This window comes from Comamonas humi (genome assembly GCF_054782535.1).
This window is the reverse complement of record NZ_BAAGSH010000016.1, coordinates 200,270-225,561: the sequence shown is the minus strand read 5'-3', so window position 1 is coordinate 225,561 and position 25,292 is coordinate 200,270. Positions and strand designations below refer to the sequence as shown.

General features: G+C 59.1%; 18 protein-coding genes. 17 read left to right on the top strand and 1 reads right to left on the bottom strand.

Annotated features, from left to right (window positions below):
• Positions 1–24: 24 nt before the first annotated feature.
• Positions 25–2,247 (bottom strand): ATP-dependent DNA helicase DinG, encoded by a 2,223-nt coding sequence (gene dinG / locus ACYVKR_RS16920; protein ID WP_460482107.1) that lies wholly within the window; start codon positions 2,245–2,247, stop codon positions 25–27.
• A 344-nt stretch (positions 2,248–2,591) separates the two neighbouring features.
• Here dinG and ACYVKR_RS16915 point away from each other — a divergent pair, with 344 nt between their 5' ends.
• The 17 genes from ACYVKR_RS16915 (at position 2,592) to ACYVKR_RS16835 (ending at position 25,288) form a co-directional block, all read left to right on the top strand.
• Positions 2,592–3,380 (top strand): ABC transporter permease, encoded by a 789-nt coding sequence (locus ACYVKR_RS16915; protein WP_460482106.1) that lies wholly within the window; start codon positions 2,592–2,594, stop codon positions 3,378–3,380.
• Positions 3,370–4,758 carry an ABC transporter ATP-binding protein gene (locus tag ACYVKR_RS16910; RefSeq protein WP_460482105.1) on the top strand — a complete coding sequence of 463 codons (1,389 nt, stop codon included), beginning with the start codon at positions 3,370–3,372 and terminating at the stop codon, positions 4,756–4,758. Before ACYVKR_RS16915 ends, ACYVKR_RS16910 begins: the two co-directional genes overlap by 11 nt.
• Positions 4,755–7,607, top strand: coding sequence for a class I SAM-dependent methyltransferase (locus tag ACYVKR_RS16905; RefSeq protein WP_460482104.1), 2,853 nt, complete (start codon positions 4,755–4,757; stop codon positions 7,605–7,607). Before ACYVKR_RS16910 ends, ACYVKR_RS16905 begins: the two co-directional genes overlap by 4 nt.
• Before the next feature lie 108 nt (positions 7,608–7,715).
• Positions 7,716–8,093: a DUF2304 domain-containing protein gene (locus ACYVKR_RS16900; RefSeq protein WP_460482103.1), complete on the top strand. Its 378-nt coding sequence runs from the start codon at positions 7,716–7,718 to the stop codon at positions 8,091–8,093.
• On the top strand, positions 8,090–8,974 hold the full coding sequence (gene rfbA / locus ACYVKR_RS16895) for a glucose-1-phosphate thymidylyltransferase (RefSeq protein ID WP_460482102.1): 885 nt from the start codon (positions 8,090–8,092) through the stop codon (positions 8,972–8,974). Before ACYVKR_RS16900 ends, rfbA begins: the two co-directional genes overlap by 4 nt.
• Positions 8,975–9,015: 41 nt before the next feature.
• Entirely contained in the window at positions 9,016–10,479 is a 1,464-nt protein-coding gene (locus tag ACYVKR_RS16890) for a glycosyltransferase family protein (RefSeq protein ID WP_460482101.1), read from the top strand.
• A 20-nt stretch (positions 10,480–10,499) separates the two neighbouring features.
• Complete coding sequence (locus ACYVKR_RS16885) at positions 10,500–11,288, top strand: ABC transporter permease (protein WP_460482100.1); 789 nt, start codon at positions 10,500–10,502, stop codon at positions 11,286–11,288.
• Positions 11,288–12,502: an ABC transporter ATP-binding protein gene (locus ACYVKR_RS16880; RefSeq protein ID WP_460482099.1), complete on the top strand. Its 1,215-nt coding sequence runs from the start codon at positions 11,288–11,290 to the stop codon at positions 12,500–12,502. Before ACYVKR_RS16885 ends, ACYVKR_RS16880 begins: the two co-directional genes overlap by 1 nt.
• A complete protein-coding gene (locus tag ACYVKR_RS16875; RefSeq protein WP_460482098.1) occupies positions 12,499–14,187 on the top strand; it encodes a methyltransferase domain-containing protein in 1,689 nt (562 codons plus the stop codon). Before ACYVKR_RS16880 ends, ACYVKR_RS16875 begins: the two co-directional genes overlap by 4 nt.
• On the top strand, positions 14,187–17,084 hold the full coding sequence (locus tag ACYVKR_RS16870) for a glycosyltransferase family protein (RefSeq protein ID WP_460482097.1): 2,898 nt from the start codon (positions 14,187–14,189) through the stop codon (positions 17,082–17,084). Before ACYVKR_RS16875 ends, ACYVKR_RS16870 begins: the two co-directional genes overlap by 1 nt.
• Positions 17,084–18,043: a glycosyltransferase family 2 protein gene (locus tag ACYVKR_RS16865; protein ID WP_460482096.1), complete on the top strand. Its 960-nt coding sequence runs from the start codon at positions 17,084–17,086 to the stop codon at positions 18,041–18,043. The genes ACYVKR_RS16870 and ACYVKR_RS16865 overlap by 1 nt, the downstream gene beginning before the upstream one ends.
• A 24-nt stretch (positions 18,044–18,067) precedes the next feature.
• Positions 18,068–18,700 carry a class I SAM-dependent methyltransferase gene (locus ACYVKR_RS16860; RefSeq protein ID WP_460482095.1) on the top strand — a complete coding sequence of 211 codons (633 nt, stop codon included), beginning with the start codon at positions 18,068–18,070 and terminating at the stop codon, positions 18,698–18,700.
• On the top strand, positions 18,685–19,572 hold the full coding sequence (locus ACYVKR_RS16855; protein ID WP_460482094.1) for a hypothetical protein: 888 nt from the start codon (positions 18,685–18,687) through the stop codon (positions 19,570–19,572). Before ACYVKR_RS16860 ends, ACYVKR_RS16855 begins: the two co-directional genes overlap by 16 nt.
• A gap of 2 nt (positions 19,573–19,574) precedes the next feature.
• Positions 19,575–21,809, top strand: coding sequence for a hypothetical protein (locus tag ACYVKR_RS16850; RefSeq protein WP_460482093.1), 2,235 nt, complete (start codon positions 19,575–19,577; stop codon positions 21,807–21,809).
• Positions 21,806–22,972, top strand: coding sequence for a UDP-glucose 6-dehydrogenase family protein (locus ACYVKR_RS16845; protein ID WP_460482092.1), 1,167 nt, complete (start codon positions 21,806–21,808; stop codon positions 22,970–22,972). Before ACYVKR_RS16850 ends, ACYVKR_RS16845 begins: the two co-directional genes overlap by 4 nt.
• Positions 22,973–23,149: 177 nt before the next feature.
• Entirely contained in the window at positions 23,150–24,184 is a 1,035-nt protein-coding gene (gene gmd, locus ACYVKR_RS16840) for a GDP-mannose 4,6-dehydratase (RefSeq protein WP_460482091.1), read from the top strand.
• A gap of 195 nt (positions 24,185–24,379) precedes the next feature.
• Entirely contained in the window at positions 24,380–25,288 is a 909-nt protein-coding gene (locus ACYVKR_RS16835; protein WP_460482090.1) for a Rossmann-fold NAD(P)-binding domain-containing protein, read from the top strand.
• Positions 25,289–25,292: the final 4 nt, after the last annotated feature.

The following is a 25,292-nucleotide window of genomic DNA, read 5'->3' as shown; positions in this document are numbered from 1 at the left end:
AAGCGCTAAGGACCGTTTTTATGCTCAGTATGTTGCCGCGGCCCGGCGCTGCAGCGCGAACGGCGGCAGGCTCTTGAGCAGGCGCTGGCCGTAGCTGGTGCGCACCAGGCGCCGGTCGTAGCAGTAGACGTGGGCGCGGTCCGACTCGGTGCGGATGGCCCGGCCCACCCACTGCGCCAGGCGGATGGCGGTGGAGGGGATCACCAGCTCCACGAACGGGTCGCGCCCGCCGCCCTTGAGCCATTCGGCCCGCGCCTCGCCCACCGGGTCGTCCGGCGGCGCGAACGGCAGCTTGGTGATGAACAGCGACTCGCACAGCGCGCCGGGCAGGTCCAGCCCCTCGCCGAAGGACTGCATGCCGAAGATGATGGACGGCAGGCCGGTGAAGACGCGGTCGCGGTGCGTCTGCAGCAGCTGGCTGCGCGGCAGGGTGTTCTGCACCAGCACCACGCTGCGCATGGCGGTGGGCAGCGCATCGACGGCCAGGCGCATCTGCTCGCGCGAGGTGAACAGCACCAGCCCGCCGGCCTCGACCCGGGCCAGGTCGGCGAGCAGCGCATCGATCATCTCGGCGTTGAACTGCTGCGGCTGGCGCGGATCGGCCACGGTCTCGGTGGCGATGAGCGCGCCCTGCGAGGCGTAGTCGAAGGGGCTGGCGACCTCGAGCGTGCTGACGGCGGCGTCGCCGTAAAGGCCGGTCTCGCGCAGGAAGTAGTCGAACGGATCGCCGGCACCCGCGCCGGCGCTGGTGAGTGTGGCCGAGGTGAGCAGCGCGCCGCGCACCTTGCTCCACAGGTGGTGGCGCAGCGTGGCGCCGGGCAGCACCGGGCTGGCATGGGCCTTGATGACAGCCAGCTCACCCGAGACCTCGAGCGTGAACCACTTGGCCGCCGGCACGCTGCCCTCGGCGGGCTCGGACAGCAGCAGCTGCGTGGCGTTGTGCACGGCCTCGAGCCGCGGCGCCAGCGTGCCCACCTGGGCATAGAGCGTGGACAGGCGCTTGGCCTCATCGGGCTTGTCGCGGATCTCGGCGCGCAGCGCCTTGGAGATGGCCTGCAGCACGTCGAGGAAGGCCGTGGCGTGGTGTGCGGCCTGGGCCAGCGGCTCAAGCATGGCCGGCGCCAGCTGGCCGCGCGGCAGGCGCACGCGCGCCGGCACCGACACCGTGCTGCGCATCTGCTGCAGCTGCTGGCGCATGCCTTCGCCATACTCGTCCATCACCAGGCGGGCGCAGTCCTGCAGGTGCTGGCGCAGCTGGCTGGCGTGGGTGGCGATGTCGGCCACCTCGCTCACCTCGACCAGCTGGCCGACGCGGGTGGCGCGGCTGGCGAGCTTGTCGATCCAGCCCAGGCGGCTCAGGTCCATCTCGCTGGCGAACTGGTCGAGCGCGGTGCCGGGCAGATGGTGGGCCTCGTCGAGCACCAGCAGGCAGTTGTCCAGCTCGGGCAGCAGGCGCGCGCCCAGCGACGACAGCAGCAGGTCGTGGTTGGCCACCACCACCTGGGCCTGCACCAGCTCCTTGCGCCGGTCGTAGTAGGTGCAGCTGCCGAACAGCGGGCAGTGCTTGCCGGTGCAGGAGCTGGACTCAGCGGCGATGGGGCTCCAGACCTCGGGCTCGGGCGGGGTGTCGAGGCTGTCGCGGTCGCCGTCCCAGCGGCGGGTGGCGAGCGCATCGGCCATGCGGGTGTAGAACTGCAGGCGCGCCTCGCTCACCTGCCTGCTGCGCGCGGTCTGCTGGGCCTCGGCCATCTCGTCGGGGAAGAAGTCGTCGAAACCCTCGCCGTCGGCCTCGGCGCCGCCGCCATCGCCGGTGCCCGCCATCCGCTCCAGCTTGAGCTTGCAGACATAGCGCCCGCGCCCCTTGGCCAGCGCATGGCGAAACGGCATGCCCCCTGATCCGCCCATCTTGGCGGCCAGCGCCGGCAAATCCTTGTTGACCAGTTGCTCCTGCAGCGCCACCGTGGCAGTGGAAATCACCACCCGGGTGCCGCGCGCCAGCGCGATGGCGATGGCCGGCACCGCATAGGCCAGCGACTTGCCCACGCCCGTGCCGGCCTGGACGACGGCGATCGCCCGCCCGGGCTCGCTTTCTTCGTCGTCCAGCTTGCCCAGTTCGGCGGCGGCAAAGGTCTCGGCCACGCGCGCGGCCATGCTCCGCTGCCCCTCGCGGCTGCGAAACCCCTCGGTGGCGCTGACAACGGCGTCAAAGGTCAGCAGCGCCTCGCGCGCCCAATCTTGTTCTGGCATAGCCCGCTAGTGTGGCATGGCCATCGCGGCCATGGGTGTCTATGGGCATCCGAAGACAACCGGGCTGGCCATTGAATAATTTTTCCCCGGGATACTGCCGACTCCTGCAGCATATTCCCGAATTAAAACAATATGTAACCTGAAGTCTGTCCCATGCAATTATCGACCGGTAAAATCGCCGGGCTATTTTCAATAGTTCCGCAAGCGCCCGCGTGTATTTTTGCCGTTCGCCAGCGCACCATGCACCGCGCCCGGACGGCCGGCTCCATGAGGCAGAGCTTTCCCATAACCACGGAGTCTTCCAATTGATAGAACGCGCAGGCAGCACCGCCTCTGCGAGTGCCATGATCGACAGCCTGCGGACGCACCGGCCCCTGATTGCCAAGATGGTGCGCCGCGAAGTGAGCGGCCGCTACAAAGGCTCGGTCATGGGCTGGCTGTGGTCCATCCTCATCCCGCTGCTGATGCTGGTGATCTACACCTTCGTGTTCTCGGTGGTGTTCAAGGCCCGCTGGGGAGGCGCGGAAGAGTCGAAGACGCAGTTCGCAATGGTGCTGTTCGCCGGACTGATCGTCTACAGCTTCTTCTCGGACGTGCTCAACCGCGCGCCGCAGCTGATCCTGGCCAACGTCAACTATGTGAAGCGCGTGGTGTTTCCGCTGGAGATCCTGGTGGCGGTGGCCACGGGCACTGCGCTCTTCCACGCCGCCGCGAGCCTGGCCGTGCTGCTGGCGGCGCTGCTGGTCTTCAATGGCCAGCTGCACGCCAGCGCCCTGCTGCTGCCCCTGGTCTGGGCACCGCTGATCCTGATGACGCTGGGCATGGGCTGGATCTTTGCGTCGCTGGGCGTCTTCGCGCGCGACCTGGGGCAGATTACTGGCGTGATCACCTCGATGCTGATGTTCGTCTCGCCCATCTTCTTTCCGGTGAAGGCGCTGCCCGAGCCCTTCCAGACCGTGCTGCGCCTCAACCCGCTCACCTTCTTCATCGAGCAGACGCGCGAGGTGCTGGTCTGGGGCCATATGCCGGACTGGATCGGCCTGGCCTGCGCCTATGCCGCCTGCGCCCTGCTCGCCTGGCTGGGATTCGCCTGGTTCCAGAAGACCCGCAAAGGATTCGCCGATGTCCTCTGAACCAGTGAACGACGAGCTGGCCATCGAGGTCGAAGGCCTGGGCAAGTGCTTCCAGATCTATGCCACACCGGGCGACCGCCTGCGGCAGTTTGTGCTGCCGCGCCTGGCCCGCCGGCTGGGCCGGCCCGCCAAGAGCTACCACCGCGACTTTTGGGCCTTGCGCGATGTGAGCCTGCACGTGCGCAAGGGCGAGACCATCGGCATCATCGGCCGCAACGGCTCGGGCAAGTCCACCTTCCTGCAGATGGTCTGCGGCACGCTGGAGCCCACACAGGGCCGGCTGCGCACGCAGGGCCGCATCGCGGCGCTGCTGGAGCTGGGGGCAGGCTTCAACCCCGAGTTCTCGGGGCGCGACAACGTCTACATGAACGCGGCGCTGCTGGGCCTGACCGATGCGCAGATCGCCGAGCGCTTCGCGTCCATCGAGGCCTTCGCCGACATCGGCGAGTTCATCGACCAGCCGGTCAAGACCTATTCCAGCGGCATGTACGTGCGCCTGGCCTTTGCCGTGATCGCCCATGTGGACGCGGACATCCTGGTCATCGACGAAGCGCTGGCGGTGGGCGACGCCTTCTTCACGCAGAAGTGCATGCGCTTTCTGCGCGACTTCATGCAGCGCGGCACCGTACTCTTCGTGAGCCACGACACGGCCACCGTCAAGAGCCTGTGCGACCGCGTGGTCTGGATCGACAAAGGCGAGGTCATGCAGGCCGGCCCCGCCAAGGAGGTCTGCGAGCGCTACCTCCAGGCCTTCTACGAGGCCCAGCAGGGCGGCAGCGCCGCTGCCGCCGAGCCGCTGCCCGAGACGGCGCTGCTGCCGCTGCATGACCAGCGCCAGGACTTCTTCCATGCGCCCCCACTGCGCAACGACATCGAGGTGTTCCGCTTCCAGCCCGATGCGCCTTCGTTCGGCGCGGGCGGCGCGCGCATCACCGGCGTGTGGCTGATGGACACGCAGCAGCGCCCGCTGAACTGGGTCGTGGGCGGCGAGTCGGTCATCCTGCGCGTGGAGGCCCACTGCCACCAGCCTCTGACTTCGCCCATCGTGGGCTTCGTGGTCAAGGACCGCACCGGCCAGACCCTGTTCGGCGACAACACCTGGCTGAGCTACCTGCAGGCGCCGGTCGCCTGCGAGCAGGGCCAGCGGCTGCTGGCTGAGTTCAGCTTCGACATGCCGCGCATGCCCGTGGGCGACTACACCATCGCCATCGCCCTGGCTGACGGCACGCAGCACGACCACGTGCAGCACCAATGGATCCATGACGCGCTGCACTTCAAGTCGGAGTCCACCAACGTGGCCACTGGCCTGCTGGGCATTCCCATGCGCCGCATCGCGCTGCACGCTGGCAGCGGCACCGACAACCCACCATCGACATGAGCAATACCACCCACATTCCAGCGGCCGATTACGCCTGGCTGCATCCGGCGGCATTCATGGAGCCCAGCCACCTGACGCATCCTGCGCCATGGGCCGGGCATATCCCGTTCGCGGCCTGGCTGATCGCCGTGGCGCAGCCGCGGGTGCTGGTCGAGCTGGGCGCCTATTCGGGCATCTCGTACATGGCCTTCTGCCAGGCCATCACCGAGCAGGGCCTGTTCACCCGCGCCTACGCGGTGGACACCTGGGAGGGCGACGCCCACGCAGGCGCCTATGGCGAGCACATCTATAACAGCCTGCGCCAGGCACACGATCCACACTACGCGCGCTTCTCCACGCTGATGCGGATGCGGTTCGACGAGGCGCTGGGCAGCTTTGCCGACGGCAGCGTGGATTTGCTGCACATCGACGGACTGCATACCTACGAAGCCGTGCGCCACGACTTCGAGACCTGGCTGCCCAAGCTCAGCGAGCGCGGCGTGGTGCTGTTCCACGACAGCAATGTCTACCGCGATGACTTCGGCGTGCATCGGCTGTGGGCCGAGCTCCAGGACCGCTATCCCAGCCTGCACTTCGCGCACAGCAATGGCCTGGGCGTCCTGCTGGTGGGACCGCAGCAGCCTGCGCCGCTGCTGGCCTTGTGCACGCCGCCCGACGTCGCTCTGCAGCACCAGGCCCGCACCGTCTTCAGCACGCTCGGAGCGCGGCTGGAGCACCGCGCCGACCTGCTCATGCTGGGCCACCAGCTCGGCAATGCGCAGCAGCAGGCCCAGCAACTGGAGGCAGCCGGGCAGCAGCGCCACGCCTGGATCGAGAAGCTCGATGGCGACATCCTCGAACTGGAGCGCAGCCGACAGCAGCTCGGAGCCCAGGCAGAAGAATGGAAACACAGCACCCAGCATGCACAGGACACGCTCGGTCGCACCCAAGGCGAACTCGATCGTGCGCAGAATGAACTGAAGCAACTGCGGCAGTGGAGCCAGCAGACACAGGAGCGGCTGGAACAGGCCCGGATCGAGTCGGCCAAGCAGCAGTGGCAAATCGAGCACCAGGCCGAGCAGATGCAGGCGCTGGCGCGCCAGCTGTCGCTGCGCTGGCGCATGACCGACATGCTGCGCAAGCTCAAGGGCGCCGCCTTTGCCCTGCGCCTGAAGCTGGCCCGCTATGAGCCGCAACCAGTCCGCAAGGTCCGGCATGCCGCACGCCGGCGACTGCGGCAGGCCCTGGGGCAGGCGCCCCTCACCATGCCGGTGCCCGCTTCGGCCAGCAAACATGTGGGTATCATGGCCACCGCGCATACGCAATTCATCGCCCACGGCCTGGCACGGGTGCTGCGCAAGGCGGGCTTCACGGTCACGCTGTACCAGGAGGCCCCCGCCGAGGGCTTTGGGCTGGGCATGTACATCGTCGTCTGCCCGCAGATGTTCGCGCAACTGCCCCCCGGGGAAAGGCGCATCGTCTTCCAGATGGAGCAAAGCGTCAGCCCCCGCTGGTTCACGGCCGAATACCTCGCCACGCTCGAGAACTCACTGGCCGCCTGGGATTACGCGGAGACCAACCTGGCCTTCCTGGAAACCAAGGGCATCCGCTACCCCCATACCTACCTGGTGCCGATCGGCGGCATCCCGGACTATTCCCAGGTACTGGCCGAATCGGGCGAAGCCCCGCTCGCGACCCCGCCTGCGCCGACGCACGACGTGCTGTTCTATGGCGATGTCAACGCGCCGCGCCGCCAGCAGATGCTGCAGGAGCTGCAGCGCCATTTCTCGGTGCGCATCGAAGGCAACCTGTTCGGCGCGGCCCTGCGCGATGCCGTGCGCCAGGCTCGGGTGGTCGCCAACATCCACTACTACGAGGGCGCGCTGCTCGAAACCACCCGTATCTATGAGTGCCTGAGCCTCGGCGTACCGGTGGTCACGGAAAGCAGCGCTGACATCCAGGCCCACGCCCTGCTCGCGGAAAGCCAGGCTGTACGCATCACGCCCGTGGGCGATGCCCAGGCCATGGTGCGCGCCATCCAGGAGGTGCTGCAGCAGCAGGCGGCGGCTCCCGCCGAGCTGCAACAGGCGGTACAGGCGGCCGTGCAGCGCAGCAGCGACCAATTCGAATTCATGGCCTACCGCGCCTTGTATGCGCTGGGCCGCATCGACACCGACCAGTGGGACCAGCTGACCGAAACGCAGGACCTGCCCGGCACCTGCCTGGCGTTGAGCATGCCGGAGACCACGCGCCGGCGGGAGCATTTCGTGCAGAAGACCCGACCCGGCCTGCAAGGCGAAGTGACCATCTTCAACGGCGTGCGCCACAGCCCCGGCTGGCTCGGCTGCGCCATGAGCTACCACTACCTGGCGCGCAAGGCCCTGCAGGCCGGCGTCGACCGGATCGAGGTGATGGAAGACGACGTGGAAATGCCGCCCGGCTACACCCAGCGCCGCCACAAGGTGGATGCCTGGCTACAGCAGCATGAAGGGCAATGGGACATCTTTGCCGGCCTGATCGCCAAGATCCACCCCGACACCCGGGTCCTGGATGTGCAGCGGCACGACGGCGAGACCTTCGTCGTGCTCGACCGCATGACCAGCATGGTGCACAACATCTATGCGCGGCCTGCCCTGCAGGCGCTGTCCGAGTGGAACGCCCACATCCGCGACCCTCATACCAACACCATCGACTCGTACCTGCAGGGACGAGCGCAGATGCGCGTGGTCACCACCCTCCCGTTCCTGGTCGCTCACACCACTGAGATGGACTCCTCGCTCTGGGGAATCAACAACCAGGAATACCTGGCTGTCATTTACAAAGCCGAACAAGATCTGCGCAACCTCGTCGACCAATTCGAACCAGGTTGAGACATAGTCTTTTCCAAGTGTTCAATATGGGTCATTGATAAATATATCGAAAGAATACACTCAATTAAAATACCAAATCTTGCATTGTTTTCGGAAACCACTTCATCCATGGCCTCCTACCAAATCACCACCACCATATTGGGCATCGGTTTTGCGGCGGTTATCCTGCTGCTGATCACCCGGGATCATCTCAATGTGCGCCATGGCCTGTTCTGGTTCGTGATTGCGCTGGTGGCGATAGTCCTGGGTGCTTGGCCCCGGGTCATGGACTACCTGTCGGACCAGGTGGGCGTGCGCTATTCGCCCGCGCTGCTGCTGGTGGGCGCCGTCATCATCCTCTTCGTCAAGGCGCTGCATTCCGACATCGTCAACACCCGCATCGAGCGGCAGGTGCGCCGCCTCACCCAAAGCCTGGCACTGCTGTATCTGAAGGAAGCCTCCGACGCAGTCCAGCCCCCACAAAAATCCCCCTCGGACAACACATGACCAAAGCACGCAAAGGCATCATCCTGGCCGGAGGCTCCGGCACCCGCTTGCACCCAGCCACGCTGGCCATCAGCAAGCAATTGCTGCCGGTGTACGACAAGCCCATGATCTACTACCCGCTCAGCACGCTGATGCTGGCGGGCATACGCGACATTCTCGTCATCAGCACTCCCCAGGACACGCCGCGCTTCCAGCAACTGCTGGGCGACGGCAGCCAGTGGGGCATCAACCTGCAATATGCCGTGCAGCCCAGCCCCGACGGCCTGGCCCAGGCCTTTCTGATCGGCGAGGATTTTCTCGACGGCGCCCACAGCTCGCTTGTACTGGGCGACAACATCTTCTATGGCCATGACTTCGAGCCTCTGCTGGCCAGCGCCGACCAGCAGCAGCAAGGCGCCTCCGTCTTTGCCTACCACGTGCATGATCCCGAACGCTATGGCGTCGTGGCGTTCGACCGCGCGGGCAAGGCTGTCTCCATCGAGGAAAAGCCCGCCAAACCCCAGAGCAACTACGCCGTTACCGGGCTGTATTTCTACGACAACCAGGTCGTGGATATCGCCAAGAACGTCAAGCCCAGCGCCCGTGGCGAGCTGGAGATCACCGCCGTCAACGATGCCTATCTGCAGCAGGGCCAGTTGAATGTGCAGATCATGAAGCGCGGCTATGCCTGGCTGGATACCGGCACGCACGACAGCCTGCTGGAGGCCGGGCAGTTCATTGCCGTGCTCGAGAAACGCCAGGGCCTGAAGATCGCCTGCCCTGAAGAAATCGCCTTCCGCAAGGGATTCATCGCCGCAGAGCAGCTGCAGAAACTGGCAGAGCCCTTGAAGAAGAATGGCTACGGCCAGTACCTGCTGCATATCCTCGAAGCGGCGAAATAACTGCCTCGCCCTTACACAGACCAGCAAGAACAGCACCTGTCATGTTTGAACTCACTCCCGTCATCATGTGCGGCGGCAGCGGCACACGCTTGTGGCCCCTCTCGCGCGAACAGTATCCCAAGCAGTTTCTGGCGCTCAGCGGCAACGGCATCTCGATGCTGCAGGACACTGCCGGGCGGCTCAATGGGGTGGCCAGGCAGATACCGCAGGGCGCGCCCATCGTGGTCTGCAACACCGAGCACCGTTTCCTGGCCGCCCAGCAGTTGCATGATTCGGGCATCGCCGGCGCCCGCCTGGTGCTGGAGCCCACGGGCCGCAACACTGCACCGGCCCTGACGCTGGCCGCGCTGGTGGCTGAGCCGCAGGCCGTCCTACTGGCCATGCCCGCCGACCATGTCATGACTAAGGTTGCCCAACTGCACCAGGCCGTGGAAGCCGCCTGGCAACTGGCCAAGGACGGCGCCATGGTCACCTTCGGCATCGTGGCCGACCGGCCCGAAACCGGCTATGGCTATATCCAGAAAGCCGGCGCTACGGACGGCGGCTTTGCATTCGGCATCCAGAGTTTTGCCGAAAAGCCCAGCCTGGAACTGGCGCAGGCCTATGTGGCCAGCGGCAGCTACCTGTGGAACAGCGGCCTCTTCATGGTGCGCGCCGACCAGTGGCTCAAAGCCATGGAAACACTGCAGCCTAAGATGCTGCAAGCCTGCCGGACGGCGATTGCGCAGAGCAGCAAAGACCTTGACTTCATCCGCCCCCACAGCGAGACCTTTGCCAGTTGCCCCGCAGACTCCATCGACTACGCGGTAATGGAGCACCTGCCCAACCGGCCAGAGTTGGGCATTCCCGCCCGCGTGGTGCCACTGGACGCGGGCTGGTCCGACCTGGGCGCCTGGGATGCTCTGTGGGAGGTACTGCCCCGCGACGCTCAGGGCAACGCCGTCACCGGCCAGACGCTGGCGGTAGACACCAAGGACAGCCTGCTGTTTTCGGAAAGCCGCCTCGTCACCACCGTGGGCGTGGACAATCTGGTGGTCGTGGAGACCGCCGATGCCGTGCTGGTGGTGGACAAGCGCAAAACCCAGGACGTAAAGAAGATCGTGGCCGAGCTGAAGGCGCAAAAGCGCAGCATGGCTTCCACACACCGCAAAGTGCATCGCCCCTGGGGCTGGTACGACAGCATCGACAGCGGCGAGCGCTTTCAGGTCAAGCGCATCGTGGTCAATCCCGGCGCCAAGCTCAGCCTGCAAATGCACCACCACCGTGCCGAGCACTGGATCGTGGTGAAGGGCACGGCCGAAGTGACCAATGGCGACCAGACCTTCCTGCTGGGCGAGAACGAGTCCACCTTCATTCCCCTGGGCCATGCGCACCGCCTCGCCAATCCCGGCAAGGTGCCGCTGGAAATCATCGAAGTGCAGTCGGGCAGCTACCTGGGCGAAGACGACATCGTCCGTTTTGAAGACACCTACGGCCGCGCGCCGATACTGCAAACAGCCAAGTGAGTACCATTCCCGGATTACCTATGCTCCACGCCCTGTGGAGATACCGCAGCTTTGTCTGGAGCAGTGTACTGCGCGAGTTCCACGGCAAGTACCGCGAATCGCTGCTGGGCGCCTTCTGGTCGGTGGCCAACCCGCTGACCATGATCATCATCTACACGGTGGTGTTCGGCCAGCTCATGCGCAACACCTTGCCAGGGCATGAGCAGACCCCGTTCGCGTTCAGCATCTACCTTTGTGCTGGGGTCATTACCTGGGGCCTGTTTGGCGAAATGCTGGGGCGGCTGAACAACGTGTTCCTGGAGCACGGCAACCTCATCAAGAAATCAAACTTCCCGCGCATCTGCCTGCCCGCCATCGTCACGGTGTCGGCGCTGATCAACTTCGGCATTGTCTTCGCGCTGTACCTGGTCTTCCTGGCCCTCATCGGCCATTGGCCCGGCATGGCATTGCTGGCTCTGGTGCCGCTGCTGGCGCTGCAGATCCTGTTCACGCTGGGACTGGGCATCTTCCTGGGCACGCTCAATGTGTTCTTCCGCGACGTGGGGCAGCTCACCGGCGTGGTGCTGCAGTTCTGGTTCTGGCTCACCCCCATCGTCTATACCTTGCCGGCGCTGCCCGAGAAGGTACGCGGCCTCATGGCTTTGAATCCGATGCAGCCGCTGATGGCTGCCTACCAGCAGATCTTTCTCGACAAGACAGCTCCAGCGATAGGCCCGCTGCTACCACTGGCCGCGTTGACCGTGGTCTTCCTGCTGCTGGGAGCGGGCTTTTTCCTGGCGCGTGTGGGCGAACTGGTGGACGAGCTGTGATGAGTACGCTGACCGTTACCAACATAGGCAAGGCCTACAAGCGCTACCCCAGCAAATGGGCCCGTGCGTGGGAGTGGATTACACGCCGCATCACCCACGAGAAAACCTGGGTGCTGCGAGACATTAACTTTGCCGTGCAGCCCGGCGAAGCCGTGGGGATCATCGGTGTGAACGGTGCGGGCAAAAGCACGCTGCTCAAGATCATCACCGGAACCACACAACCCACCCAAGGACAGGTAACCAGCCAGGGCCGTGTGGCGGCGCTGCTGGAGCTGGGCATGGGCTTCCACCCCGACTTCACCGGGCGGCAGAACGTGTTCATGGCCGGACAATTACTGGGACTGCGACAGGACGAAATCGCCGCCTGCTTGCCCGCGATCGAAGCCTTTGCCGAAATCGGCGACTACATCGACCGTCCGGTGCGCATGTACTCCAGCGGCATGCAGATGCGCCTGGCCTTCAGCGTCGCTACCGCCGTGCGACCCGACGTACTGATCGTCGATGAAGCCCTGTCGGTAGGCGACGCTTACTTCCAGCACAAGAGCTTCAACAAGATCCGGGAGTTCCGCGAACAAGGCACCACCCTGCTCATCGTCTCGCATGACCGCGGCGCCATCCAGAGCCTGTGCGACCGCGCCATCCTGCTGGAGCGCGGCTTCGTCATCAAGGACGGCCGCCCGGAAGAGGTCATGGACTACTACAACGCCCTGATCGCCGAAAAGGAGAATGCCACCGTCGAGGTGAAGCAGTTGCAGGACGGCCGTGCGCAGACGACATCCGGTTCCGGCGAAGCACGGATCGAAGCCATCGAATTGCTGAACGGCAAAGGCGAGGTTGTCGAATATGTGAACGTGGGTGAGCCCGTGCAGTTGCGCGCAAAAATCCGCCTGCATGCGGACCTGCCGGAACTCGTGTTCGGCTACATGCTCAAGGATCGCTTGGGTCAGGAGGTGTTCGGCACCAACACCCACCACTTAGGTCTGGCCTTGAAGCAACTTGTAGCAGAAGAGCTAATCACACTTCATTTCTCGTTTCCAGCCAACCTAGGCCTAGGCTCCTATTCGGTCTCCACCGCCCTGCATATGGCGGACACCCACCTCACAGCCAATTATGAATGGCGAGATTTAGCCTTGATATTCAACGTTATTAACATCGACCGAGTGCCATTTGTTGGGCTAAATTGGTTGCCGCCTCAAGTGAAGTGCCAAAGATGAGTTTAAACGGCTTTTATCGCGCATTTGAAGAGCGCTTCTACGCCCCTCGCAGCGTCATCAAGGAGCTGCGCAGGCAGTATCTTTCATTTATTCAACCACTCTCCATTCTGTACCCAAACTGCCCAACATTTGATATTGGCTGCGGCAGAGGAGAATGGTTGGAACTCATGCAAGAGCTAGGCATGGCTCCTTTTGGCGTAGATCTTGATGAAGGAATGCTACAAGGATGCTTTGACCTTGATCTGCCCGCCAAACAAGGAGATGCAGTTGCTCATCTTAAAACTTTGACGGATAGTAGCCAAGCTGTCATCACTGCATTCCACGTAGTTGAGCATATCTCTTTCGAGCAGTTGCAAACTGTCGTTATTGAAGCATACCGTGCGTTGAAACCAGGTGGCTTGCTCATCATGGAGACGCCGAACCCGGAAAATATTGTCGTAGCGACGCGCAATTTTTACCTGGACCCCACCCATCAGCGCCCAATTCCGCCATCACTACTCAGTTTTTTGCCCGAATTCCATGGCTATGCCCGTGTTGGAACACTCCGCCTACAGGAGAATCGCGAGCTTCGAGCGCGCGCAGATACCAGCTTGCTGGAAGTTCTTAGTGGTGTAAGCCCTGATTATGCCGTCATAGCTCAGAAGGCTGCTACGCCTGAGATGCTAGCCAATTTTGATACAGCCTTCAATGCTCATTATGGGCTAGACTTGAATCAACTCACTCACCGCTATGACAGTCGACTCGCGCAGCAACTAGATAGCCTCGATCAACGGCTCACCCTTATAGAGGGACGCACCAATAACATGGCTGGCAGCCAGGATAGTTTGGCCACGCTGATTCAAGAAAAGCTTGTTGATGCCACTTCGCAGATTGCCATTATTAGTCAGCAACTTGCTAATGCTCGCACCAGTGAGTTAGCAGAAGCCGTCGGAAGCATCTCATCTTTACAGGAAAAGCTGCTCGACATGCAAATGCAGTTGGCACGAAAACAGGCAGAAGCAGATCAGCTGATAAATCAAACCAAGCATAACCTACAGCGCGCCGACGTAGCAGCGGCTCAAACCTTGGTCGCTAAACAACAAACACAGGCACAGACACAGAGAGCCATCTCTGCCGAAACCAAGGCACTGCAAGAGGAGCAGCGCGCCGTGGCGGCCGAAGCCCTTGCAGAAGAATATGCCAACAAAGTGCATGCCATCCTCCATCAATTCAAAGATTTAGAAGCCAAGATCAATGATTTGGGTGGTGATCGCTCTCATTGGTTGCAATGGGTAAAAAAATTAAATATTGAACACCAGATACACCTAAAAAATGCTTCATTGTGCAGTGCCAAACCATTGAAGACAGACTCTCCAATACGCTTGCAATTGCTTCGAAGTGCCGCAAATTTCGTCATCCGGCATTCTATCAATCTTTGCCAGCGACCAATATCAATTCTAATGGCAGCGGTCCTGCGTCGCCCGCAGCTAAGCCATCGAATCAATCAATGGCTACTACGATACCCCGCTCTTCATCAACAGCTACATGGAGTTGCACGCCACAGTGGTGTCATCCCAGGTGATTTCGCTATTGATCACATAACTCAGCGACCAGTTGCACCAGCCTTGGCAAGTCTTGCACCTCGTACTCGCCATATTTATGCTGCACTCCACGCAGCCCTTCAAAAAAATGAAAGGCACGACTGATGCGTATCGTGATTGATATACAGGGAGCACAATCCACAGGGTCACGTCATCGAGGCATTGGCCGCTACTCTCTAGCATTAGCGCAGAATATTGCGCGCCACCGGGGTACACATGAGGTTTTTCTCGTCTTAAACAATCATTTCAGCGGCAGCATCGAGCAGATGCATCGTGATTTCCAAGACTTACTCCCTGTTGAATGTATAAAAATTTGGCATCCAACCGGCCCTACAGCCGAAGCAACTTCAAAAAATGAATGGGATCGTAAATCATCGGAAATCTTGCGTGAAAATTTTATCGCAAGTCTAAAACCGGACATGATACTCATAACAAGTCTATTTGAAGGACTTGTGGATGATGCTGTCACCAGCATTAATCATATAGAGCATGGTATTCCTACGGCCGTCATTCTCTATGACCTGATTCCATTTATTTTACAAAAACCATATCTTGACAACCCTATAACCAAGAACTGGTATACACGCAAGCTGAACTATTTGAAACAAGCCGATCTACAACTTGCCATCTCCAGCTCATCACGACAAGAAAGCATTGATCATCTAGGCACCGAAGTCGAGCACGTCGTCAATATTTCAACAGCTGCGGACCCACAATTTCGCCCCTTGAACATTCAACCCGAAGTTGAACAAGCACTGCGCAACCAGTATGGCTTAACACGGCCTTATGTTATGTATACCGGCGGCATCGATCATCGCAAGAATATCGAGGGATTAATTCGCGCCTACGCTGCATTGCCCAGCGATATCCGTCGCCAGCACCAGCTAGCTGTTGTGTGCTCCATTCAGCCTGCAGATCGCAATCGCTTGGAAGCGTTAGCCAAGCAACATGCATTGACTACGGATGAACTGGTCCTCACAGGCTTCGTGCCAGAAGAAGATCTTTTGACTTTGTACAATCTGTGCAAAGTATTTATTTTTCCATCTTGGCACGAGGGTTTTGGGTTACCAGCGCTTGAAGCGATGGCTTGCGGCCGTGCTGTTATTGGCGCCAATTGCTCAAGCCTACCCGAGGTCATTGGGCATTCAGAGGCATTATTTGATCCACGAGATGATCAAGCCATTACAGAAAAACTGAGAAAAGTGCTAGTCGATGCACAATTCCGACATATATTAGAGCAGCATGCACTGCAGCAAGCAGCCACATTCAGTTGGGAGAAAAGTGCGAAATCAGCTCTTGCGGCTATGGAACGCTGTCATATAAATAAAAAAACGCACCTAGCAAATCAAATAAACAGAAAAACGAGCAGTCTTCCGCGATTGGCCTATATTTCCCCGCTTCCTCCAGAGCGTAGTGGCATTGCAGACTACAGTGCAGAACTTCTGCCCGAGCTTGCGAAATATTATGATATAGATATCATTGTTGCACAAGAAAAATTGAGCTCCTCCTGGATTGATAAAAATTGCGATCAATATGGCGTCGATTGGTTACTTTCCAATGCTGACAAGTTCGATCGAGTCCTTTATCACTTTGGGAACTCCAGTTATCACCAGCATATGTTTGAGCTACTTGAAAAAGTACCAGGCATAGTGGTCTTGCATGATTTTTATCTCTCTGGAATTGTCGCTCATTTGGAGTGCACAGGCAACAAACCTGGCATGTGGATTGACTATCTCTACACTAGTCATGGCTACGCCGCCGTTTTGCAGCGAATATTTTCCAAGCAAACTGCAGATACGATATGGAAATATCCATGCAATTTACCAATTTTACGAAATTCTCAAGGAATTATTACTCACTCCCAGAACTCCCGTGAACTAGCCAACTATTGGTATGGACGAAAGGCCAGTAAGGATTGGAAAAAGATCCCGCTTCTGCGCAAATCTGTTGAAACTAGCAGCGATCTCACTCAAGCAGCACGAGCCACGCTAGGATTTTCACCAGATCAATTTATAGTATGTAGCTTTGGCCTCATGGGAGCAACCAAACTCAACCACCGCCTTCTTTCAGCTTGGCTGCATTCTCCGCTAGCTCGAGACCAGCGCTGCATTTTGGTTTTTGTAGGTGAAAATGATGACGGACAATATGGTGCTTCGCTAAGCCAGGCAATATCGGATAGTGGGCATGAGAGGCAAATAAAAATTACCGGTTGGGCAAACACCGTCCTGTTTCAAAACTATCTTCATGCCGCCGACATAGGTGTGCAGCTTCGAACACTTTCACGAGGGGAAACATCTGCTGCAGTACTTGATTGCATGAACTATGGCTTGGCAACCATTGTTAATGCAAACGGAAGCATGGCAGATCTACCTGACGAAGGTGTATGGAAGCTTCCAGACATTTTTGACGAAGATCAGCTTGTGCAAGCACTGACCACGCTCCATCACGATGCTCGGCGACGACTGCAGCTGGGTGCATATGCACAACAGATCATCCGCACTCAGCATGCCCCACACACATGCGCGGAGCTCTATGCCAATGCCATTGAAGACTTTCATGGAAAATCCAGGACCTCCATGTCGGCATTGATTAAAAAAATTGCAACGATATCCCCCCCACTCGACATGGACCAGTTGAAGCAAGCAGCTCAGGCCATTAATCGAACGATGGAAATCCCACTGCATCAGCCGCAATTATTAATAAACGTTTCCGCACTAATAAATAAAAATAATTCCGATCATGCACAAGAGGCGCTTCTTGATTCGATTCGTCAATGGATCGAAAATCAACCACATGGCTACCGAGTGGAACCTATATATGCTTGCAAAGATAGCGAATCAGGCTATCGCTATGCAAGGCAATTTACCCTTGCCTTATTTAATTGTCCCACTCATATTTTGACTGATGAGCCCATTGACCATCGAAATGGTGATCAATTTATTAGCCTTGAAATGAAACTCAATGATTGGAAGCTTGAAAACGACAAAAGAGAGATTATTTAGTGAAGCTCATTATCCAAATTCCTTGCCTTAACGAGGCAGGCACTCTTGCCATCGCCTTGCAGGATCTGCCACGCCAGGTCCCTGGCTTCGACACCGTGGAATGGTTGATCATCGATGACGGCAGCACCGATGACACGGTGCGGGTCGCCCTTGAAAATGGCGTAGACCATGTGGTTCGGCATACGCGCAATCAAGGATTGGCGCGCGGCTTCATGACGGGGCTGGATGCCTGCCTGCGCCTGGGTGCAGATGTGATCGTCAACACCGACGCCGACAACCAGTACAACGCCCAGGATATCCCGGCGCTTACGGCCCCTATTCTGGCCGGAACCGCCGATATCGTGGTCGGTGCGCGCCCCATAGAGACTATTGAGCATTTTTCACCGCTCAAGAAAATGCTGCAGAAGCTGGGCAGTTGGGTGGTACGCGTTGCCAGCAAGACGGATATTCCCGATGCCCCCAGCGGTTTCCGAGCCATAGGCCGGGCTGCGGCCCAGCGCCTGATGGTATTCAACGACTATACCTATACCCTGGAAACCATCATTCAGGCAGGACAGAAGAACATGGCCATCACCTCGGTGCCGATCCGTGTCAATGGTGATCTGCGTCCATCGCGTCTGGTGAAGAGCATTCCGTCTTACATCAAGCGCAGCATCATCACCATTGTCCGCATTTTCGTCGTCTACCAGCCGTTCAAGTTTTTTGTCACGATCGGCTCGGCGCTTTTTGGCGTCGGACTCCTGATCGGCTTGCGTTTCCTATGGAAATATTGGGGTGGCGACGGTGCTGGGCATATCCAGTCGCTAATTCTGTCGGGTGCCTTGCTGGGCATGGGTTTCCAGACCTTTCTGGTGGCCTTTCTGGCGGACTTGCTGGCTGCCAATCGAAAGCTGATGGAGGAGATGCGCTTGGAATTGAAATCACAAAATGGCAATAGCCAATCTCTCACGAAGATTTGAGGATCAGACTATCAAGGGTGGAGCATGAAAATTTCCGGAGGATTGCAGGAAGATGGCATTGTCGTTGGCAACAATTACGACAAGTACGCCTCTAAAAATCCCATTGCGCGCTGGCTGATGGAGGGGTTTTCCAGTTCCTTGACGACGCTGGTTCACCAGGCTGCACCCCAGACGATCCATGAAATCGGCTGCGGTGAAGGCTATTGGACTCTGGACTGGAAGCAGAAAGGCATCCATGCCCGAGGAAGTGATTTCTCCGAAAAAGTCATTGCGCTGGCACAGGACAATGCACGTGCGCGAGGATTGCCGCCCTCGATGTTTGCACTGCGCAGCATTTATGAGATCGAGCCCGGTCAAGACAGCGCCGATCTGATCGTCTGTTGCGAAGTGCTCGAACATCTTGAAGACCCCCGGGCCGGTCTGGCAGCCTTGCAGCGCGTGACCACCAACCACCTCATTGTCAGCGTGCCCAGAGAGCCCCTCTGGTGTGCACTGAACATGGCTCGCGGGAAGTACTGGAGCAGCCTGGGAAATACGCCAGGACATATCCAGAACTGGTCCAGCCCGGCCTTCATACGCTTGGTAGGCGAGTATTTTCAAGTGCTGGAAATTCGCAAGCCGCTGCCTTGGACCATGCTGCTATGCAAGAAGGCCTGAGCGCCTCGTCAGCCCCGGTGAAACCATCTCTTAAACGGTATCTGCATCTTCTGGGAAGTACGCTGGGCTTGGCTGGCGTATTCTTCATGGCTACCCGGCTTTATCAGTACTCCGATCAAATCGATGTCCATCGATTTTCGACGCCTGAGTGGTTTCTGATGGCATTGTTGGCCTGCATTTATGGTGCGGCCAATGTATTTCTGGCGGTGGCTTGGCAGAGAATACTCGCCTTTCTGCAGATATCGGTGGACTGGCATTGGGCCACCTCCGCCTATGGTGTCTCCCAACTGGCCAAGTATCTTCCAGGCAATATCTTCCAGTTCGCAGGCAGGCAGGCGATCGGCATGGCAGCAGGCTTGGCAGCACGGCCCCTGCTCCAGTCCACCCTCTATGAGTTGGGCTTGCTCGCTGCAGCAGGGGCATTCTTTGGTATTTTGGTGCTTCCTCTGTTGTCGCATGCTGTGCCCGAATGGAGCGCCCTCCTGCTTTTTAGCGGAGCCATGGCTGTGCTGGGCTGGGGGCTGAAGCGCTATGTCTCCCACCACCTCACCACCGCCTGGGGACTGCATGGACTGTTCCTCGCTGTGTCTAGCCTGGTTTTTTGGTCCATCCTGGCGGCGGTCTCGCACGCAGACGATTTACCCGTAGCAGGCATTTGCGGCGCCTATGTGCTGGCGTGGTTGATCGGGCTGGCAACACCAGGCGCACCTGCAGGCGTCGGCGTACGGGAGGCTGTATTGCTATTTCTGCTTGGCACGCTGGTGCCGCCGAGTGACTTGGTGCTCGCCATCGTGATCGGACGTATGGTCACCGTGGTCGGGGATTTGCTGTTTTTCAGCATTTGTCTCGGCATACGTCGGGCCCGGATTTGAAGATGGCTTTTCTTTCCATGCAATCTCTTTCATTCAAAAAGGGCAGTCCTTCATCAGACGCCAAAACTACAGGCTTGTTCCTCATCGCCTGCCTATTTGTGCTTTTCGTGAATGGTGCCCTCCCATTCATTGGCCTCCCCACGCTTGGGCAAGCGGTCTGGACTACCGGCTTCTCCCAGTCCTTCGCCAATGAATCCCTTCTCAGCATACATGCGCATAACTTTGGAGCACCTCATCCCGCGGCCATGGCATTCGGCTTGGCCGGAGCATGGCTGGCAGGGTTGTTCATTGAAATAGGCCTGCACGCTGCCGATGCCTATGCATTCATGGTGGCGTGCTGGCTTTCCGTGGCGTTTTATGGCGCCTACAGGCTGGCGCGGTTCATGGGTGCTTCTCCCCGCTTCTCTATACTGGCGGCATTGTCATGGGGAACCATGCCCATGGTATGGAACCACGCAGCCTATTCCATGCTGTCGTTAGGCATTGCTTTGCTGCCCTTCTACTTCTGGATGGCAGCGAGACTGTTCAGCCCATCCTCGCTCCATCTACTGGCTCATTCAGCCATCTATCTGACGGCCTGTCTCATTGCCATTTTCATGGATGGCTACAGTTTCATGATGTTTGCCATTGGATCCAGTATTTTTGGGTTCTTTATGGTGGTCACAAAGAAAAGCTCCAGCATACGATTTATTCTTCATAGCATCTGCTTTACCCTTGCCTATCTGATTTTCGCGCTTTACATCGGGAAAGGCCAGTACGAAGCAGCGGATCTTGATTTCTTCCGAGGATGGGGCGCTGACATCAGCTTCTTCCTCATTCCTTCTGCAGGCGTACATTGGTTTGCCGACCTCATTGGCTGGAGCACACCGCGCTCCATGGATGAGTATTTTGGTGATACATCGGTGTGGATCACAACCTTCTGCCTGCCTTTGGTTCTGGGTGCTTCGATCATTACTTTTTTTGCAAAAAGCAAATACAAATATTCTTTTTTAATAATAGCGTTCTTTGGTTTTTACATGGCGCTCGGGCCCTCCTTCAAGTTCAACTCCACCAAGCCCACCCCAGAGACCTCGGATCTCATGGAAGCCCAATATGCCATCGGACCGACCGGCTCAGCCTTCCTTTCTGAAACACTCCCGGGCTTCAAGAACATGCGCGCCAGTTACCGTTGGGGTGCCTTGGGATTTTTTGGCACCTGGGCACTGATTGTGCTGGCGCTGTCAAGACAACAGCGCAAGGCTGTCACGATGGCAGCTGCGACTGCCTTGGTGATCATATCGGCTTTGAATCTACCGGACCTCGAGGAAAGCCTCGACGCCTATAGATCGAATCGATCCCAATTCATGGAAATCGACCATGACTTGCTTTCGGGCATGGGAAAACTCTTGAAGCCAGGCGAAAAAGTAGCTTTTCTGCCTTGGAGGAATGATTTTCTGGCTAACTATCTTGCAGCCAAAATGAATATCATTGCCTACAATGTCGGCGGAGATAAAAATTATCAAGAAGCAAAAAAATACTGGCCTGCCGTCTTGAAGGAGCTTCCCATGGGAAGCAGCCAGCGCGACTTCTCTGCCCGCGTGGTTCACCTGCTGATGCAAAAAGACGCAGATGCCATTGTCCTACCCTATATAGACATGTTGTGGGCAGCCCATCAGTGGCCCTCTCCAGAAACCGGCCGTGAGGCCATGACCCCCAAAATCCTTGAGCTAAGAAACTCTGGCTATGTTGACATAGTCGAAGATAATTATTATTCAGTCGTCAGATTGAAGTCGGAATTTTTCTCTTCGGAAAGCCCCATAAAAATTATCCAGGAAATAGAAGATAAGTATTGTCTCGCACAAAACTGCGTGCGAGATTCAAAATTCTCACAAGGCACACTCACGCAAGTTGGGAAAATAGTCGATGGCAGTTTAGTCGCAACAGGGAAACCCGGCTTCCTGCATTTTGGCCCGTATACCGCGCTGCATGCGGGAGACTACATGCTGAGTGTCCATGGAAGTGCAGAGAATGCAGGAGCCGCATGGGTGGACGTAGTAAGCGGCAAAGGCTCGGTCAATCATGGGAAGTTCATGCTTGAAGAATCCGTGAATGTGCAGAAAAACCTGCTTATCCAAACCCCCATTCACCTTCCGCATCGTGTCGATGATCTTGAAATCCGAGTCTATGTAGATGCAGATGCCGAAATATCGCTAGATGGCTACGACCTGTTGCCAGTCACCGGAGAGACCCACCAATGAAAATTACTGTTGCAGGCACCGGCTACGTCGGCCTGTCCGCCGCCGTATTGCTGGCCCAGCATCATGACGTCGTAGCCCTTGATATCTCGCCCGAAAAGATCGCCATGCTGGCCGAGCGGCGCTCTCCCATCCAGGATTCCGAGATCGAACGCTACTTGCGCGAAAAGCCGCTGCGGCTGCATGCCACGCTGGACAAGACCGCCGCCTACGCCGAAGCGGATTTCGTGATCATTGCTACGCCCACCGACTACGACCCGGAGACGAACTATTTCAATACCACCTCGGTCGAGTCCGTGATCCGCGATGTGATGGCGATCAATCCGCAGGCGGTGATGGTGATCAAGTCCACGGTACCGGTGGGCTTCACTGCACGGACCAGGGAGCGCTATGGTTGCGACCGCCTGATGTTTTCGCCCGAGTTCCTGCGCGAAGGCAAGGCACTGCACGACAACCTGCATCCGTCGCGCATCGTCGTGGGCGAACAGTCGGAGCGGGCTCGAGTGTTTGCCGATTTGCTGTGCGAGGGCGCCATCAGGAAAGATGTGCCGGTGCTGTTCACCGACTCCACCGAGGCCGAGGCAATCAAGCTGTTCGCGAATACCTACCTGGCCATGCGCGTGGCCTATTTCAACGAACTGGACAGCTTTGCCGAGCTGCATGGGCTGGATGCGCGCCAGATCATCAACGGCGTGGGCCTGGACCCGCGCATCGGCAACCACTACAACAACCCTTCGTTCGGCTATGGCGGCTACTGCCTGCCCAAGGATACGAAGCAGTTGCTGGCCAACTACCGCGATGTGCCGCAAAACCTGATCCATGCCATCGTGCTGTCCAACACCACGCGCAAGGACTTCGTGGCCGACAGCATCGTGCGACGTCGGCCGCGGCGGGTAGGGGTGTACCGGCTGATCATGAAGGCCAACTCGGACAATTTCCGGGCCTCCAGCGTGCAGGGCATCATGAAGCGCATCCAGGCCAAGGGGATTGAGGTGGTGGTGTTCGAGCCTGGCCTGAAGGAGGACGAATTCTTCCACTCCCGCGTGGAACGCGACCTCGCGGCCTTCAAGCGCGACTGCGACGTGATCGTCGCCAACCGGATGACGGACGACCTGGCCGACGTCGAGAGCAAGGTTTACACGCGCGACCTCTTCGGCGGCGACTGAGCTGCCAGCGCCGGCCTGCGCGCACGGCCTGCTATTTAATTTTGATTACAAATTGGGTACGCGACCTCGATAGCCGCGGCTGCAAAATGTTGCATAGTGATGCAGTTTTGCGTCTCGGTGATGGGCTTTTGCAGGCAATGGCTGGGGCACCATACAGATTACAAGAGAGGAAGAGCAATGAAAAAAGCCATCATCACCGGTATCACCGGACAGGACGGCGCCTACCTGGCTCAGCTGCTGCTGGACAAGGACTACGTCGTCTATGGCACGTACCGCCGCACCAGCTCGGTCAATTTCTGGCGCATCGAGGAGTTGGGCATCCAGAACCACCCCCAGCTGCACCTGGTGGAATACGACCTGACCGACCTGTCGGCCAGCATCCGCCTGCTGCAGACCACCGAGGCGACCGAGGTCTACAACCTGGCCGCGCAGAGCTTTGTGGGCGTGTCGTTCGAGCAGCCGGTCACCACGGCCGAGATCACTGGCCTGGGCGCCGTCAACCTGCTGGAGGCGATCCGCATCGTCAACCCCAAGGTGCGCTACTACCAAGCCAGCACGTCCGAGATGTTCGGCAAGGTGCAGGCGATTCCCCAAGTGGAATCCACACCCTTCTATCCGCGCAGCCCTTACGGCGTGGCCAAGCTGTATGCGCACTGGATGACGGTGAACTACCGCGAAAGCTACGGCATCTTCGGCTCCAGCGGCATCCTGTTCAACCACGAGAGCCCGCTGCGCGGCCGCGAGTTCGTCACCCGCAAGATCACCGACAGCGTGGCCAAGATCAAGCTGGGCAAGCTCGACGTGATGGAACTGGGCAACCTGGACGCCAAGCGCGACTGGGGCTTCGCCAAGGAATATGTGGAAGGCATGTGGCGCATGCTGCAGGTCGACGAGCCCGATACCTTCGTGCTGGCCACCAACCGCACCGAGACGGTGCGCGACTTCGTGCGCATGGCCTTCAAGGGCGCGGGCATCGCGGTGGACTTCCGCGGTTCGGCCGAGAGCGAGACGGCAGTGGACACCGCCACCGGCAAGACGGTGATGCGCGTCAACCCGAAGTTCTACCGCCCGGCCGAGGTGGAGCTGCTGATCGGCAACCCCGCGCGGGCCAAGGAAAAGCTGGGCTGGGAGCCGCACACCACGCTGGAACAGCTGTGCCAGATGATGGTGGAAGCGGACCTTCGCCGCAACGAAGCGGGTTTTTCGTTCTGACAGGAGGCGCCGGAGTCTCCATAATGTGGCGTCCGGTTGGCTGAAGCCTGCTTTGCCGACCCTGTGGATTACAAAAAATCATAGCGGCTTGCGCTTGCAGATAAAGGATTTGACAGTTAATTTACAGTCAAATGCTTGAATAGCAAGCGCTAGTCGCTCTCTTTTTTGAAACCCTCTTCCACCAGATCTCCAACAATGCACACACCACATGGCACAGCCCCGAGGCGGGCACTGATCACCGGGGCCAGCGGCTTCACCGGCCGCTATCTGGCCCGGGAGCTGGAACAGCATGGCTGGGAAGTATGGGGCCTGGGACACGCGCCGCACGACAGCGCCCGCTATGTGCAGGCCGACCTGGGTGACTACGCACAGCTGCAGGCCGCAGTCCGCGAGGCTGCGCCTCAGGCCGTCTTCCACCTCGCGGCCATCGCCTTCGTGGGCCATGGCTCGCCGGCGGACTTCTACCGGGTGAACGTGGGCGGCACGCGCAATCTGCTGCAGGCACTGGCCAGCCTGCCCGAGGCGCCGCAAAGCGTGCTGCTCGCCAGCAGCGCCAATGTGTACGGCAACGCCGCCGAAGGCCAGCTGGACGAAACCACTCCCATGCGACCGGCCAACGACTATGCCGTCAGCAAGGCCGCCATGGAGATGATGGCCAGCATGTGGATGGACAAGCTGCCGCTGGTGATGACCCGGCCTTTCAACTACACGGGCGTGGGCCAGTCCATGGACTTCCTGGTGCCCAAGATCGTCGACCACTTCCGCCGCAAGGCACCGCTGATCGAGCTCGGCAACCTGCAGGTGTGGCGCGACTTCTCGGACGTGCGCGACGTGGTGCGGGCCTACCGGCTGCTGGCCGACCAGCGGGCCGCTGGCACCGTGGTGAACGTGGGCTCGCAAGCACTGCATTCGCTGCAGGACGTGCTGGACATGTGCGCGCGACTGACCGGGCATCCGCTCGAAGTGCGCGTCAATCCGGCCTTCGTGCGCGCCAACGAGATCAAGACCCTGTGTGCCGACACCGCACGGCTCGAAGCCCTGATCGGCCCCAGAACCCTGGTGCCGCTGGAGCAGACGCTGCACTGGATGCTGCAAGCAACCTGACCGG

Coding starts and splice junctions, on each gene's coding strand:
- ACYVKR_RS16900 (WP_460482103.1), top strand. CDS start 7,716: ATGGCCTCCTACCAAATCACCACCACCATATTGGGCATCGGTTTTGCG.
- dinG (WP_460482107.1), bottom strand. CDS start 2,247: ATGCCAGAACAAGATTGGGCGCGCGAGGCGCTGCTGACCTTTGACGCC.
- gmd (WP_460482091.1), top strand. CDS start 23,150: ATGAAAAAAGCCATCATCACCGGTATCACCGGACAGGACGGCGCCTAC.
- ACYVKR_RS16910 (WP_460482105.1), top strand. CDS start 3,370: ATGTCCTCTGAACCAGTGAACGACGAGCTGGCCATCGAGGTCGAAGGC.
- ACYVKR_RS16845 (WP_460482092.1), top strand. CDS start 21,806: ATGAAAATTACTGTTGCAGGCACCGGCTACGTCGGCCTGTCCGCCGCC.
- ACYVKR_RS16880 (WP_460482099.1), top strand. CDS start 11,288: ATGAGTACGCTGACCGTTACCAACATAGGCAAGGCCTACAAGCGCTAC.
- ACYVKR_RS16915 (WP_460482106.1), top strand. CDS start 2,592: ATGATCGACAGCCTGCGGACGCACCGGCCCCTGATTGCCAAGATGGTG.
- ACYVKR_RS16850 (WP_460482093.1), top strand. CDS start 19,575: ATGGCTTTTCTTTCCATGCAATCTCTTTCATTCAAAAAGGGCAGTCCT.
- ACYVKR_RS16855 (WP_460482094.1), top strand. CDS start 18,685: ATGCAAGAAGGCCTGAGCGCCTCGTCAGCCCCGGTGAAACCATCTCTT.
- ACYVKR_RS16870 (WP_460482097.1), top strand. CDS start 14,187: ATGCGTATCGTGATTGATATACAGGGAGCACAATCCACAGGGTCACGT.
- ACYVKR_RS16885 (WP_460482100.1), top strand. CDS start 10,500: ATGCTCCACGCCCTGTGGAGATACCGCAGCTTTGTCTGGAGCAGTGTA.
- ACYVKR_RS16890 (WP_460482101.1), top strand. CDS start 9,016: ATGTTTGAACTCACTCCCGTCATCATGTGCGGCGGCAGCGGCACACGC.
- rfbA (WP_460482102.1), top strand. CDS start 8,090: ATGACCAAAGCACGCAAAGGCATCATCCTGGCCGGAGGCTCCGGCACC.
- ACYVKR_RS16860 (WP_460482095.1), top strand. CDS start 18,068: ATGAAAATTTCCGGAGGATTGCAGGAAGATGGCATTGTCGTTGGCAAC.
- ACYVKR_RS16835 (WP_460482090.1), top strand. CDS start 24,380: ATGCACACACCACATGGCACAGCCCCGAGGCGGGCACTGATCACCGGG.
- ACYVKR_RS16875 (WP_460482098.1), top strand. CDS start 12,499: ATGAGTTTAAACGGCTTTTATCGCGCATTTGAAGAGCGCTTCTACGCC.
- ACYVKR_RS16905 (WP_460482104.1), top strand. CDS start 4,755: ATGAGCAATACCACCCACATTCCAGCGGCCGATTACGCCTGGCTGCAT.